This is a genomic window from Phycicoccus ginsengisoli (assembly GCF_054779295.1).
The window spans coordinates 111,541-125,891 of sequence record NZ_BAAGYN010000003.1 but is presented as its reverse complement, the minus strand read 5'-3'; the positions used below and the strand labels follow the sequence as shown (position 1 = coordinate 125,891).

Annotated in this window: 11 protein-coding genes; 9 read left to right on the top strand and 2 right to left on the bottom strand. The window is 71.4% G+C overall.

Annotation, left to right across the window (positions count from 1 at the left end):
* Window positions 1-26: 26 nt before the first annotated feature.
* From ACYVDO_RS05740 to ACYVDO_RS05700, 9 genes are all read left to right on the top strand, one after another.
* The gene (locus ACYVDO_RS05740; protein ID WP_460933656.1) at window positions 27-371 is read left to right on the top strand and encodes an anti-sigma factor antagonist; all 345 of its coding nucleotides are present in this window, start codon (window positions 27-29) and stop codon (window positions 369-371) included.
* A gap of 233 nt (window positions 372-604) precedes the next feature.
* Complete coding sequence (locus ACYVDO_RS05735) at window positions 605-3,133, top strand: sodium-translocating pyrophosphatase (protein WP_460933654.1); 2,529 nt, start codon at window positions 605-607, stop codon at window positions 3,131-3,133.
* A gap of 159 nt (window positions 3,134-3,292) precedes the next feature.
* Window positions 3,293-4,006, top strand: a complete 714-nt coding sequence (locus ACYVDO_RS05730; protein WP_460933652.1) for an AIM24 family protein — start codon at window positions 3,293-3,295, stop codon at window positions 4,004-4,006.
* Window positions 4,003-5,502 (top strand): PqqD family peptide modification chaperone, encoded by a 1,500-nt coding sequence (locus tag ACYVDO_RS05725; protein WP_460933650.1) that lies wholly within the window; start codon window positions 4,003-4,005, stop codon window positions 5,500-5,502. Before ACYVDO_RS05730 ends, ACYVDO_RS05725 begins: the two co-directional genes overlap by 4 nt.
* 105 nt (window positions 5,503-5,607) lie before the next feature.
* A complete protein-coding gene (locus ACYVDO_RS05720) occupies window positions 5,608-6,258 on the top strand; it encodes a TetR/AcrR family transcriptional regulator (RefSeq protein WP_460933648.1) in 651 nt (216 codons plus the stop codon).
* Window positions 6,258-7,994, top strand: coding sequence for an ABC transporter ATP-binding protein (locus ACYVDO_RS05715; protein ID WP_460933646.1), 1,737 nt, complete (start codon window positions 6,258-6,260; stop codon window positions 7,992-7,994). The genes ACYVDO_RS05720 and ACYVDO_RS05715 overlap by 1 nt, the downstream gene beginning before the upstream one ends.
* 55 nt (window positions 7,995-8,049) lie before the next feature.
* Complete coding sequence (locus ACYVDO_RS05710) at window positions 8,050-10,086, top strand: ABC transporter ATP-binding protein (protein WP_460933644.1); 2,037 nt, start codon at window positions 8,050-8,052, stop codon at window positions 10,084-10,086.
* 113 nt (window positions 10,087-10,199) lie between these two features.
* The gene (locus tag ACYVDO_RS05705) at window positions 10,200-11,957 is read left to right on the top strand and encodes a sodium:solute symporter family protein (protein ID WP_460933642.1); all 1,758 of its coding nucleotides are present in this window, start codon (window positions 10,200-10,202) and stop codon (window positions 11,955-11,957) included.
* A gap of 13 nt (window positions 11,958-11,970) precedes the next feature.
* On the top strand, window positions 11,971-12,288 hold the full coding sequence (locus ACYVDO_RS05700; RefSeq protein WP_460933640.1) for a hypothetical protein: 318 nt from the start codon (window positions 11,971-11,973) through the stop codon (window positions 12,286-12,288).
* Between the two features lie 58 nt (window positions 12,289-12,346).
* On the opposite strand, the gene ACYVDO_RS05695 is transcribed toward ACYVDO_RS05700, so the two are convergent.
* Both ACYVDO_RS05695 and ACYVDO_RS05690 read right to left on the bottom strand, forming a co-directional pair.
* Entirely contained in the window at window positions 12,347-13,522 is a 1,176-nt protein-coding gene (locus ACYVDO_RS05695; protein WP_460933638.1) for an MFS transporter, read from the bottom strand.
* Window positions 13,519-14,238 (bottom strand): TetR/AcrR family transcriptional regulator, encoded by a 720-nt coding sequence (locus ACYVDO_RS05690; RefSeq protein ID WP_460933636.1) that lies wholly within the window; start codon window positions 14,236-14,238, stop codon window positions 13,519-13,521. Before ACYVDO_RS05690 ends, ACYVDO_RS05695 begins: the two co-directional genes overlap by 4 nt.
* Between the last annotated feature and the right edge of the window lie 113 nt (window positions 14,239-14,351).

Here is a 14,351-nt window from a genome sequence, read left to right as displayed (position 1 = left end):
GGTCAGCGCACGGAAAGGCAACAGGCGTGGATCTGTCGGTCTCCAGCACGGAAGAGGGTGCCGTGACGGTGGTGCACGTCGCGGGGGAGATCGACGTCTACACGGCGCCACTGCTGCGCGAGGTGCTGGACAAGCAGGTCGCGGCCGGCCGCACCGAGCTCGTCGTCGACCTCGAGCGTGTCACCTTCATGGACAGCACCGGGTTGGGCGTCCTCGTCGGCCGGCTGAAGCTGGTCCGCGGCCAGAACGGCACGCTGCGCATCGTCAGCGCCCAGGACCGGATCCTCAAGGTCTTCAAGATCACCGGGCTGGACAAGGTGTTCCACATCTACCCCACCGTCGAGGAAGCCACCGCGGCCTCGGCCGTCTGAGGCCCGCAGCCCGCGCCACACGACAGTGGCGCACGACCGCGGCGCCACGCAAAACCTCTCTCGCACGTCCGCACGCTGCGGAAACGCCACACGAAATCTGCGTGTGACCCTCCTCACCCGCTGACATTTGGGGTGTGACGTGCATTACCCTCGCCACCATCGTCCCCTCGTGCGGCGCGCAGTCGTGCGTGCCCGTGGGCGGTTTGGAGTGTTTCCCCATCGAGGAGGATGGAATGTTGCGCGTCGCGCCTGCCGCCAGTGCCCTCACACTGGACGGCTCCAATCTCACCCTGGTGATCGTGGTGGCCGTGGTTGCCGTCATCGCGCTCGGCATGGGTGTGTTCTTCCGCCAGCAGGTCCTGTCGCACGATGCCGGCACCGAGAAGATGCAGGAGATCGGCGCTGCCGTGGAGGAGGGCGCCCAGGCGTACCTCGCCCGGCAGTTCAAGACCCTCGGCATCTTCGTCGTGCTCGTCTTCGGCCTCCTGCTCCTGCTGCCTGCCGACACCGCCAACATCCGTTGGGGCCGCTCGGCCTTCTTCGTGGTGGGCGCCCTCTTCTCCGCCTCGATCGGCTACCTGGGCATGAGCCTGGCCGTGAAGGCGAACGTCCGCGTCGCCTCGGCAGCTCGTGAGGGCGACCGCGACAGCGGTATGCGGATCGCCTTCCGCACCGGCGGCACCGTCGGCATGGCGACGGTGGGCCTGGGCCTGCTCGGCGCCTCGGTAGTCGTCCTGCTCTACAAGGCTGACGCCCCCAAGGTCCTCGAGGGCTTCGGCTTCGGCGCGGCCCTGCTCGCGATGTTCATGCGGGTCGGCGGCGGCATCTTCACCAAGGCCGCCGACGTGGGCGCCGACCTCGTCGGCAAGGTCGAGGCCGGCATCCCCGAGGACGACCCGCGCAACGCCGCGACGATCGCCGACAACGTCGGCGACAACGTGGGCGACTGCGCCGGCATGGCCGCCGACCTCTTCGAGTCGTATGCCGTGATGCTCGTGGCCGCGCTCATCCTCGGCTCGGTCGCGTTCGGCACCTACGGCCTGGTCTTCCCGCTCCTCGTGCCCGCGATCGGTGCGGTCACCGCCCTCATCGGCGTGTTCATCACCCGGGTGAAGCCGGGCGAGAACGCCCTGTCGGCCATCAACCGCGGCTTCTACATCTCCGCCGCGATCGCTGCGGTCCTGTCCGCCGTCGCCGCGTTCGTCTACCTGCCCGGCACCTTCAAGGCGCTGGGCTCGACCGACCAGTCGGTGACGGAGCTGACCGGCAACCCGCGGGTCACCGCGATCCTCGCCGTGGTCATCGGCATCGTCCTGGCCGCGATCATCCTGTGGCTCACCGGCTACTTCACCGGCACCGACAAGCGGCCCACCCGCGACGTCGCCCGCACCTCGCTCACCGGGGCGGCCACCGTCGTCCTGTCCGGCATCGGCGTCGGCCTGGAGTCGGCCGTCTACACCGCGGTCATCATCGGTGGCGCGGTCTACCTCGCCTTCCTGCTGGGTGGCGGCTCGGTCGTCCTGTCGCTGTTCCTCATCGCGCTCGCGGGCTGTGGCCTGCTGACCACGGTCGGCGTCATCGTCGCCATGGACACGTTCGGTCCGGTCTCCGACAACGCCCAGGGCATCGCCGAGATGTCCGGGGACGTCGACGGCGAGGGCGCGCAGATCCTCACCGACCTCGACGCCGTGGGCAACACCACCAAGGCCATCACCAAGGGCATCGCGATCGCCACGGCGGTCCTCGCGGCCACGGCGCTGTTCGGCTCGTACTCCGATGCCTGGCGGGGCACGTTCGACCCGATCCTCGCCAAGCTCGAGCAGCAGGCGCAGACCGGCGCCATCGGCCAGGAGGAGGTCCGGGCGATCCAGCGTCAGCTCAGCACCTCCTTCGGCCTCGAGATCGTCAGCCCGAACGTCCTCGTCGGCCTGCTCATCGGTGCCGCCGTGGTGTTCCTCTTCTCCGGACTCGCGATCAACGCCGTGACCCGGGCCGCCGGCGCCATCGTCTTCGAGGTCCGCCGCCAGTTCCGCGACATCCCCGGGATCATGGAGGGCACCGCCCGGCCCGAGTACGGCAAGGTCGTCGACATCTGCACGAAGGACTCGCTGCGCGAGCTCGCGACACCGGGCCTGCTGGCCGCCCTCATGCCTGTGGCCGTCGGCTTCGGCCTGGGCATCGGTTCGCTGGCCGGGTTCCTCGCCGGTGCGATCGGTACGGGTGCGCTCATGGCCGTGTTCCTCGCGAACTCCGGCGGCTCGTGGGACAACGCCAAGAAGATCGTCGAGGACGGCCACTTCGGCGGCAAGGGCAGCGACGCCCACGCTGCGACCGTCATCGGCGACACCGTCGGGGACCCGTTCAAGGACACTGCCGGCCCGGCGATCAACCCCCTCATCAAGGTCATGAACCTCGTGTCGGTGCTCATCGCTCCCGCCATCGTGACCCTGTCGATCGGCGACGGGAAGAACAACGTCGCCCGCTACGGCATCGCCATCGCAGCGCTGGTCATCGTCATCGGGGCGGTCGCCGTCTCCAAGTCGCGTGACCTGGCCATCGGCGGCGACGACGACACCGTCACCCCGAGGGACGCGGCGGCCCCGAGCGGCACCGGTGCCACGGTCCCCGGAGCCGTTCCCTCGTCCGGTGCGACGGCCGCCCCGGGGGCAGGCACCACCCCCGCCGTCGGTGACGGCGCCGGGGGTGCCGTGGAGCGACCCGTGGACGGGAGCGAGTCGGTGGAGGAGCCGGCCCGCCGCTGAGGACACCACCGCGCCGACGCGGCCGGCACCCCCGAGGCCGACGCGGCCGGCACCCCCGAGGCCGACGCGGCCGGCACCCCCGAGGTACGGGTGGTGCCGGCCGCGTCGTCGTCCCGGAGGCGGCTGCGGCGCCCCTCGCCGCGCCCCTAGGCTGGCGGCATGCACAGCCCCCTCTTCGACCAGGCCAACCTCGAGGTCCAGGCGCAGCAGCGGTTCGCCCTGCAGAACCCGCAGATGCTGCGCGTGCACCTCGGCGGTGACGTCCTCGCGGTCAAGGGGGCGATGGTGTCCTACCAGGGCAACATCAGGTTCGACCACGAGAGGTCCGGCAGCGTCGGCAAGCTCTTCAAGAAGGTCGTCACCGGCGAGGACGTGTCGCTGATGCGCGTCTCCGGCGAGGGTGACGTCTTCTTCGCCTCCGAGGCCGGGTACGTCTTCCTCGTCGAGCTCGCGGGCGACGCGTTGTCGGTCAACGCGCGCAACCTGCTGGCCTTCGACTCCAGCATCGAGTGGGACATCAAGCGGGTCCAGGGTGCCGGCATGCTCAGCGGCGGGCTGTTCAACACGATGCTGCAGGGCACCGGCACCGCGGCGATCCACACCGTCGGCCAGCCGGTCGTGCTCGACTGCTCCGAGCAGCCCACCTACGTCGACGTGCAGGCCTGCGTCGGGTGGTCGGCCAGCCTCGTCCCCCGGGTCGTGTCGAGCATGAACGTGCGGTCGATGATCCGCGGCGGCTCCGGCGAGGCGTTCCAGTACGCGTTCTCCGGCCCGGGTTTCGTCATCGTCCAGCCCAGCGAGTGGTCCCAGCCGCCGTCCCAGGGTGGTGGGGGCGGCGGCGGGTTCAACCTCGGCGGCCTGCTCGACGGATGAGCACCCCACCACCAGTCGCCGACCGCGACCTCGTCGCCCGCCTGCGCGCCGACCTGGAGCAGGCGGCATACACGGTCGACGCAGTGGGGGAGCTGCTCGGGCCGCTCGCCTCCGCGGCGCTGGGCCGCGAGCAGGTCCTGCCCGCGCAGCGGGTCACGGCCGCGGCCGGCACCCCGCTCGCCACGCTGGTGCGCCTGTTCACCCTCGGTGACGCGGTCGACGGCGACGACGCCGCGCGGGCCCTCCCGTCCCTCGGGGTCGAGGGGGCCGAGCGGCTGCGCCTGGTGACCCAGCAGGGCTCGGGGGTGGTCGCCACCTGTGACCTGCGCCCCTACGCCGACGAGGCGCACGCCTGGTGGGTCGCCTCCGACCTGTCCGAGCTCGCCACGCGCGCGCCGCTCTCGGAGGACCACGTCCTCGGCATCGGGGGCGCGTCGACCACGCTGGCCTCGTGGACGCCGCGCCCGCGGGTGGCGCGCGCCCTCGACCTCGGCACCGGCTGCGGGGTGCAGGCGCTGCACCTCGGGGCACACGCCGCATCGATCACCGTCACGGACATCTCGGCGCGGGCCCTGGCGTATGCCGCGTTCAACGCCGAGCTCAACGGCTGCGACTGGACGCTGGTCGAGGGGTCGATGCTGGGTCCCGTTGCAGGGCAACGGTTCGACCTCATCGTGAGCAACCCGCCGTTCGTCATCACGCCGCGCACCCCGGACGTGCCCCTGTTCGAGTACCGCGACGGCGGCCAGGCCGGGGACTCGCTGGTCGCCGACCTCGTGCGCTCGATCGGCGACCACCTCGCTCCCGGCGGGATCGCCCAGTTCCTCGGCAACTGGGAGGTGGTCGGCGACGCCGACTGGCGCGAGCGCGTGCGGGGCTGGGTCGCAGGGTCCGGCCTCGACGCCTGGGTCGTGCAGCGGGAGGTGCAGGACCCCGCGCAGTACGCCGAGACGTGGGCCCGCGACGGCGGGCACCACAGCGCCACGAGCGAGTTCGCGACGATGTATGCCGCGTGGCTCGACGACTTCGCGTCCCGCGGGGTGAGCGCGATCGGGTTCGGCGTCATCACGCTGCAGCGGCCCGCTGGCGACCGCGAGCCGTTCCTCGACCTCACGGAGGCCACCGGCCCGGTCGCGAGCCCCATGGGCCCGGCCGTCCTCGCAGGCCTGGCCGCACGCACCTGGCTGGCCGAGCACACCGACGAGGAGCTGCTCGAGGTGGCGTGGCGCTGCGCCGACGACGTGACCGAGGAGCGGCACGGCCGCCCCGGCGACACCGACCCCACGGTCATCCTGCTCCGGCAGGGCGGTGGCCTGGGCCGGGTGCTCCGGCTGGGCACCGCCGGGGCGGCACTGGTGAGCGTGTGCGACGGCACGCTGGACGCCGGGGCCGCGGTGGGGGCGATCGCAGCCCTGCTCGAGGTGGACGAGGCGCAGGTGCGGTCCGAGGTCGTGCCCCTGCTGCGTGCCCTCGTGGCCGACGGCCTGCTCGTCTGACTGTGAGGAGTGAGCGCCGGGCCCGACATCCGTCACGGCGGCGCCCATCGCCGCAGGTGGAAAAGCCGATTGTGAGTGAGTGCTCACTCACTTAGCCTGAATGCCGTGAGCCGAGCCCGCCCGATGGCACCCGACGCGCGTCGCGCCGCGATCGTCACCGCCACCCTGCCCCTGCTGCGGGAGAAGGGTCGGTCGGTGAGCACGCGCGAGATCGCGAAGGCCGCCGGCGTGGCCGAGGGCACGCTCTTCCGGGCCTTCGGCAGCAAGGACGACATCATCACCGCCTGCGTCCACGAGGCGTTCGACAACGCGGGCCTGCTCGCCGAGCTCGCGGCGATCGACCGGGCACTGGACCTGCGCGAGCGGCTGGCCACCGCGGTCGGGGTCATGCAGGAGCACCTCACGGGCATCTTCACGATGATGAGCGTGCTCCAGGCGAGCGGGCAGCCGCTGGCCCACCCCACAGGTGCCGACGCGGCCCGCCGCCGTCGCGAGTCGACCGCCGAGCTCGACGCCGCCTTCGTCGACCTCGTGGGCCCGGACGCCGACGCGCTGCGCATCCCGGCCCGCGACTTCCTCGCCTACCTGCGGATGCTCACCCTCTCGAGCGTGCACCCGATGCTCGATGGCAGCAACGCCGCGCCGGAGGACCTCGTCGGGGTGCTGCTCGACGGCGCCCTCCTCGAGTCGGCGAGGGAGCTCACCGGCGTCCCCGCCCTCACCACCGCACCACCGTCCACCAGGGGGAACTCGTAGTGCTCGTCACGATCATCCGCACCTATCTCAGGCCGTTCCGCGGCCTCGTGGTGGCGCTCATCGGGCTGCAGCTCGTCGGCACCATCGCCTCGCTCTACCTGCCCAGCCTCAACGGGCGCATCATCGACCTCGGGGTCGCCCGTGGCGACACCGGGTTCATCCTGCGCACCGGCGGCTGGATGCTGGCCGTCTCGCTCGTCCAGATCGTCGCGACCGTCGCGGCCACGTACCTCGGTGCCCGCTGTGCCGCCGGCCTCGGCCGGGACCTGCGCGCGGATGTCTTCGCCCGCGTCGGGGACTTCTCGGCCCAGGAGGTGTCGCGGTTCGGGGCGCCGACCCTGATCTCCCGCAACACCAACGACGCCACCCAGGTGCAGACGGTCGTCTTCATGGGCGCGGCGATGATGGTGTCGGCTCCGATCATGATGGTGGGCGGCGTCATCATGGCGCTGCGCGAGGACGTCGGGCTGTCCTGGCTCGTCGCCGTGGCGGTCCCGCTGCTGGCGCTGTCGGTGTCGCTGGTGATCCGGAAGATGATCCCGCAGTTCCGGCTGATGCAGGAGTCGGTCGACTGGGTCAACCGGGTGCTGCGCGAGCAGATCACCGGCATCCGGGTCGTGCGGGCCTTCGTCCGCGAGGACCACGAGGAGGCCCGGTTCGCCGAGGCCAACACCCAGTACACCGGCACGGCCCTGGCGGTCGGCCGCCTCATGGCCCTGGTCTTCCCCATCGTCATGCTCATCTTCAACACCTCGACCGTCGCGGTGCTGTGGTTCGGCTCGCACCGCGTCGAGAGCGGCCAGATGCAGATAGGGGAGCTCACGGCCTTCATGAGCTACCTCATGCAGATCCTCATGTCCGTCATGATGGCGACCTTCATGTCGATGATGATCCCGCGCGCGACGGTGTCGGCGGGCCGCATCGGCGAGGTGCTCCAGACGGCCTCCACGGTGGTCGAGCCCGAGTCGCCGGTGGCGCTGCCCAAGGCCAGGGTGAGCCTGGAGCTGCGCGACGTGACGTTCACCTACCCCGGCGCGGACAGCCCTGTCCTGCAAGGGGTCTCGCTCACCGCCGAGCCAGGCCGGACGACCGCGATCATCGGCAGCACCGGGTCCGGGAAGTCGACCCTCGTGTCCCTCGTGCCCCGGCTCTACGACGTGACCGGTGGCGCTGTCCTCATCGGGGGCGTCGACGTGCGCGACGCCGCGCTCGAGGACGTCTGGGCCCGGATCGGCCTGGTGCCGCAGAAGCCCTACCTCTTCACCGGGACCGTCGCATCCAACCTGCGCTACGGCGACGCGGACGCCACCGACGACGACCTGTGGGAGGCGCTGCGGATCGCCCAGGCCCAGGACTTCGTGCGCGCCATGCCCGGCGGCCTCGAGGCGCCGATCGCCCAGGGTGGCACCAACGTCTCGGGCGGGCAGCGGCAGCGCCTGGCCATCGCCCGGGCGCTCGTGGCCAAGCCCGACCTCTACCTGTTCGACGACAGCTTCTCGGCGCTCGACCTGTCGACCGACGCCCGCCTGCGCTCGGCGTTGCGGCCGGTGACGCGTGACGCCGCGGTCGTCGTGGTGGCCCAGCGCGTCTCGACGATCGTCGACGCGGACCACATCGTCGTCCTCGACGACGGCCGCGTCGTCGGCACCGGCACGCACGACGAGCTGCTAGAGACGTGCCCGACGTACGGCGAGATCGTCGAGTCGCAGCGAGCGGCGCAGGAGGCGGCCGCATGACCGCGCGACCCACCCACGAGCACACCACGACCGACCGGGGAACGGGGGCAGCCTGATGGCTGAGGGAGTCAAGACCGAGGAGGAGCGGGCCGCCGAGGCCCGCCGCGGCCCTGCCGGGCGGGCCGGCCAGCGGCACGGCCCGATGGCGGGGATGGGCGTGCCCGCGGAGAAGTCGCAGAACTTCGTCCCGTCGGCGAAGCGGCTGCTGTCGCTGCTGCATCCCGAGCGCCACAACCTGTATGCCGTGCTGGGGCTCGCGGTTGCGAGCGTCACCCTCAACGCGATCGGCCCCAAGATCCTGGGCCGGGCCACCGACCTGATCTTCGCCGGCGTGATCGGCCAGCGGCTGCCGGCCACGGCCACGCGGGCGCAGGTCATCGAGGCGCTGCGGGCACAGGGCAAGGGCACCTTCGCCGACATGATCGCGCGGATGGACCACCTCGTCCCGGGCGAGGGCATCGACTTCGGTGCGGTGGGCCGCGTGCTGCTCCTCGTGCTGGCCATCTACGCGGTGGCGAGCGTGCTGTCGTGGGCGATGGGCTGGATCCTCACCGGTGCCGTCAACCGCACGATCTTCACCCTGCGCCGCGACGTCGAGGACAAGCTCAACCGGCTGCCGCTGCCGTACTTCGACGCCCAGCCGCGCGGTGAGCTGCTGTCGCGCGTCACCAACGACATCGACAACGTCGCGCAGAGCATGCAGCAGACCCTGAGCCAGATGCTCACCTCGCTGCTCACCGTCGTGGCGATGGTCGCGATGATGCTCTACATCTCACCGCTGCTCGCGGTCATCGCGCTCGTGACGATCCCGGTGACGATGGGGGTGACCGCGGCCATCGGCAAGCGCTCGCAGAAGCACTTCGTCCAGCAGTGGAAGAGCACCGGTGAGCTCAACGGGATCGTGGAGGAGTCGTTCACCGGCCACCAGCTGGTCAAGGTCTTCGGCCGGCAGGACGAGGTGCGGGCGACCTTCCGCGCCAAGAACGACGACCTCTTCGACGCCGGCTTCAGCGCCCAGTTCATCAGCGGCATCATCATGCCGACGATGATGTTCATCGGGAATCTCAACTACGTCGTCGTCGCGGTGGTCGGTGGCCTGCGGGTCGCCAGCGGGTCGATGAGCCTCGGTGACGTGCAGGCGTTCATCCAGTACTCCCGCCAGTTCACCCAGCCGCTGACCCAGGTCGCCTCGATGGCCAACCTGCTCCAGTCCGGGGTGGCCTCCGCCGAGCGCGTCTTCGAGGTGCTGGACGCCCCCGAGCAGCAGCCCGAGAGCGGGAGGCCCACGACCCTGGAGGGGACGCACGGGCGGGTGGCCTTCGAGGACGTCTCGTTCTCGTACACCCCCGACGCGCCCCTGATCCAGCACCTCGACCTGGTCGTCGAGCCGGGCCAGACCGTCGCCATCGTCGGGCCGACCGGTGCCGGCAAGACCACCCTCGTCAACCTCATCATGCGGTTCTACGAGCTGGACGCCGGCCGGATCACCCTCGACGGCGTCGACATCACCCAGCTCACCCGCCGTGGGCTGCGCAGCCAGATCGGCATGGTGCTGCAGGACACCTGGCTGTTCGGCGGGACGATCCGCGACAACATCGCCTACGGCAACCCCGGGGCGACCGACGAGCAGGTCGTCGCGGCCGCGCGGGCGACCTACGTCGACCGGTTCGTGCACTCGCTGCCGGACGGCTACGACACCGTGCTCGACGCCGAGGGCGGCAACATCAGCGCCGGCGAGAAGCAGCTCGTCACCATCGCCCGGGCGTTCCTCTCCGACCCGGCGCTGCTCATCCTCGACGAGGCGACCTCCTCCGTGGACACGCGCACCGAGCTGTTGGTGCAGCAGGCGATGGCCGCGCTGCGCCACGACCGCACCAGCTTCGTGATCGCCCACCGGCTCTCGACGATCCGCGACGCCGACGTCATCCTCGTGATGCGTGACGGCAGCATCGTCGAGCAGGGCTCGCACGACGAGCTGCTCGCGCGCGAGGGTGCCTACGCCGAGCTGTATGCAGCGCAGTTCAGCGGCGCGGCTGTCGACGTGGACACGGGCGAGGCGCCGGCCGCCGAGATGGCCACCGCGGGCAGCTGACGGACCAGGGCCGGCCGGGCGTCGCAACGCGCCGCCCGGCCCGCCGGCTCCCGGGTGCCGATGCGTCACCTACCCCCTAGTTTGGGGAGGTCCGCCCGCGCGAGGAGCCGCCGATGTCTTCCCTGGTCCACTTGGCCGCCCCGGCCGCCGCCACCCTGATCGACGCGAACTGGCTCGACTACCTCCTGGTGGCGACCTACTTCGTGTTCGTGCTGGGGATCGGCGTCCTGGCCCGGCGGCAGGTGTCGGACTCCATCGACTTCTTCCTGTCGGGGCGGTCGCTGCCGGCGTGGGTGACCGGCCTGGCGTTCATCTCCGCCAACCTCGGTGCGGTCGAGATCATGGGGATGTCCGCCAGCGGCGCCCAGTTCGGCATCCCGACGGTCCACTACTTCTGGGTCGGTGCCATCCCGGCCATGCTGTTCCTCGGTGTCGTGATGATGCCGTTCTACTACGGCTCCAAGGTGCGCTCGGTCCCCGAGTTCATGCTGCGCCGGTTCGGCACCGGGGCCCACCTGGTCAACGCGATCAGCTTCGCCCTGGCCCAGCTGCTCATCGCGGGCGTCAACCTGTTCCTCCTCGGCTCGATCGTGCGCGCGCTGCTCGGCTGGCCGCTCTGGGTGGCGCTGATCGTCGCCGCCGCGATCGTGCTGTCCTACATCACCCTCGGCGGGCTCTCGGCCGCGATCTACAACGAGGTGCTGCAGTTCTTCGTGATCGTCGCCTCCCTCGTGCCGCTGACCCTGATCGGCCTGCACAAGGCGGGTGGGTGGAGCGGCGTGGAGAGCAAGCTCACCGCCTTCGCCCAGCAGCACTCCGACAAGGTGCCCCCGGCCCCGGACCAGCTCAACTCCTGGCCGGGGACCGCCCTGACCGGGTTCGACTCGAGCTTCTGGTCGGTCGTCGGCATCGTCTTCGGCCTCGGGTTCGTGCTGTCCTTCGGCTACTGGACGACCAACTTCGTGGAGGTCCAGCGCGCCATGGCGAGCAAGTCGATCTCGGCGGCGCGCAAGACGCCGATCATCGGCGCCTTCCCCAAGATGTTCGTCCCCTTCATCGTCATCCTGCCCGGCATGATCTCGGCGGTCCTCGTCAGCGAGATCGGCAAGATCAAGGCCGGCGAGAAGGTGCCGGGCGGCGCCTCGGGCGAGGGCGTCGCATACAACGACGCGCTGCTGTTCCTCATGCGCGACGTGCTGCCGAACGGCCTGCTGGGACTCGCGATCGCGGGCCTGCTCGCGGCCTTCATGGCCGGCATGGCCGCCAACATCTCGGCCTTCAACACCGTCTTCAGCTACGACCTGTGGCAGCGGTACATCCGCAAGGACCACAGCGACGACTACTACCTGCGGATCGGGCGCCTGGCCACCGTCGCCGCGACCCTCATCGCGATCTTCACGGCCGGGTTCGCGAGCAGCTTCTCGAACATCATGAACTACCTGCAGACGTTGTTCGGTTTCTTCAACGCGCCCCTGTTCGCGACGTTCATCCTGGGCATGTTCTGGAAGCGGATGACCGCGACGGCCGGCTGGGTCGGGCTGGTCTCGGGCACGCTGTCCGCGGTCGCGGTGGCGTTCCTGTCCCAGGACGCGTTCGGGTCCGCCAGCGTGGGCGTGATCCCGCTCTCCGGCCAGGGCGCCAGCTTCGTCGCGGCGTCGACGGCCTTCGTCGTCGACATCGTCCTGAGCGTCGTCGTGTCGCTGGGGACCGCGCCCAAACCGGTGGCCGAGCTCAAGGGCCTGGTCTACTCCGAGACACCCCGGGAGGACCTCGTCGACCCGGAGGAGGCGAGCCAGCCGTGGTACCAGCGGACCCTGCCGCTCGCCGGGATCGCGCTCGTCCTCGTCATCATCCTCAACGTGAGCTTCTGAGAGGAGCGCAGCCATGACCGACAACGACAGGCCCCGCGCGGCCGGCACCCAGCGCAAGACGGCCGGCGCGTTCGACATCCGCAACATCATCGGGCTGCTGCTGGGCATCTACGGGGTCGTGCTCCTGCTCGCGGGGTTCTTCCTCGACCCGGCGAAGGACAAGACCGGCGGGGTCAACGCCAACCTGTGGACCGGCCTGGGCCTGGCCGTCGCGGCGGCCGTCTTCCTGGGCTGGGCGCGCTGGCGGCCGATCGTCGTGCCGGAGCACGTCGAGCCCGCCGAGCCCGACCCGACGCGTCCCGGCCCGACCCGGCGCCCCGGAACCCACTGAGCCCGAGGGGAGCTCAAGCCCCTGACCCCTTCGGGAGCGCAAGGCCGCGACCCTCGGCTCAGGCGGCGGGGAACGCCCCGGACCGGCGCCGCAGGGTGGACCGGCCGGTGAGGGTGAGCGCCGCGGCCGCGCCCAGGCCGAGCAACCCGCCGACGGCCCACATGAGCCGGGGATCGGCCTGGAAGAGGGCGCCGGCGAGCGGCGGCGCGAGGACGGTCCCGCCGATGGAGGCGGCGCCGTACAGGCTCTGGTAGCGGCCGTGCATCCCCTCGGGCGCGCGGTCCGCCGCGTGCGCGGTGGCGGTCGGCTTGTAGAGCATCTCGCCGGCGGTGACCACGGCGATCGCGACGAGGACGAGCGCGAGGCCGGGAGCCGGGGCGACGAGCAGCCACCCCAGGCCGACGAGCAGGAAGCCGCCGGCGATGAGCCGTTCCGGGGGCCGCTCGCGCAGCCGGTGGGCCAGCCACGGCTCGAAGAGGACGATGAGCGCGCAGTTGAGCGAGATCGTCGTCCCGTAGACCCAGGGCGCCGCCCCCAGCGACTCGAGCTGCCAGGGCACCGCCGAGTAGGCGAACCGGTAGGCCGTGTCGGCGGCGACGACCGTGAGCAGCAGCAGGACGAAGCGCGGGTCGGCCCGCAGCGCCGCGACCAGCCGGGTCGGCGTCTCGGCGGCCACGGTGGTCACCGGGGCCGCTGGCACGACGAGGAGGACGACGCCGAGCATGAGCAGGCTCGCGGCGGCGTCGAGGACGAACACGACGCCGAAGTGGTGGACGGCGAGGAGCCCGCCGAGCGGCGGACCGAGGACGGTGCCGGCGTTGTTCACCGCCCGCATCCACGCCGTGGCCTGGCGGCGGTGCTCGGTCGGCAGCGCGCTCGTCACGAGCGCGAACGACACGGGACGGCCGACGCCGCCGAGCGCCCCCATGAGGAAAAGGACCACCGGCAGCCCCGTGGTCGGCGTGACCGGCACCAGCAGGCAGCCGACCGCCGAGGCCAGCGAGGCGCCCGCCAGCGTGCGGGGCAGGCCGAACCGGTCGCCGACAGAGCCCCCGACCAGGTTGCCGGCGATCATCCCAGCACCCCAGACCGCCGCGACGGAGCCGGCCGTGGCCTCGTCGAGGTGGCGGTCGGAGACGAGGTAGAGCGGGACGAAGACCCAGGCCATCGACCCGAGGGCGTTGACGAACCGCCCCACCAGCAGCCAGCGGACCCAGCCGGGCAGCTCCCTCATCGGCCCCGGGCAGCGGCCGTGGCGGCCACCCGACGCCGCTCCAGGCCGTCGAGCAGGACGTCGAGCCCGAACTCGAACTCGGTCTGGTCGTCGCACCACCCCAGCGTCGCCTCGGGCCCGTCGGAGTGGGCGATGGCGCCGAGCATCCCCATGAGGTGCGGGACCTGCTCGGCCATGGCCGCGAGCACCTCCTCCGAGGCGCCCTCGCCCGCGTCCCCGGGGTCGAACAGCTCCTGGGTGAACCCCAGCACCCGGCTGCCCAGCGCGTGCAGCGAGTGGTGGGTCAGGTCGTGGTCGAAGCCGCCGGCGGACAGGATCGCGACGACACCGTCGTAGAAGCGCACCACCTCCAGGCTCATCGTGGTGCGCGTCTCCAGCACGGCCGGGACCCAGCGGTGCCGCAGCATGACCTCGCGTGCGGCGAGGGACCGGGCGCGCAGGGCGGCCCCCCAGTCGGTGGCGGGATCCGGCGCCTCGAGCGCGGTGACGGCCGTGTTGAGCTCGGCCCCGACGAGCTCGACCATCGCGTCGAGCAGCGCCTCCTTGCCGCGCACGTGGTTGTACAGCGACATGGCCTCGACGCCGAGCTCCTGCCCCACGCGCCGCATCGACACGGCAGCCAGCCCCTCGCGGTCGGCGAGGTCGACGGCGGCCCGCATCACGCGCTGCCGGCTCAGCGGGCGGCGCGGCGTGGCGCGGCGTACGGGCTCGCTCACGGTCTCCCTCCCGGTGGTGGTCCGCAGCGATGGTAGCCCCGGACCGTTGACAGACTTACGGCGTAGGTCTAACTTACGGCGTACGTTTACATCGTAAGTCACCGAGGAGCGCG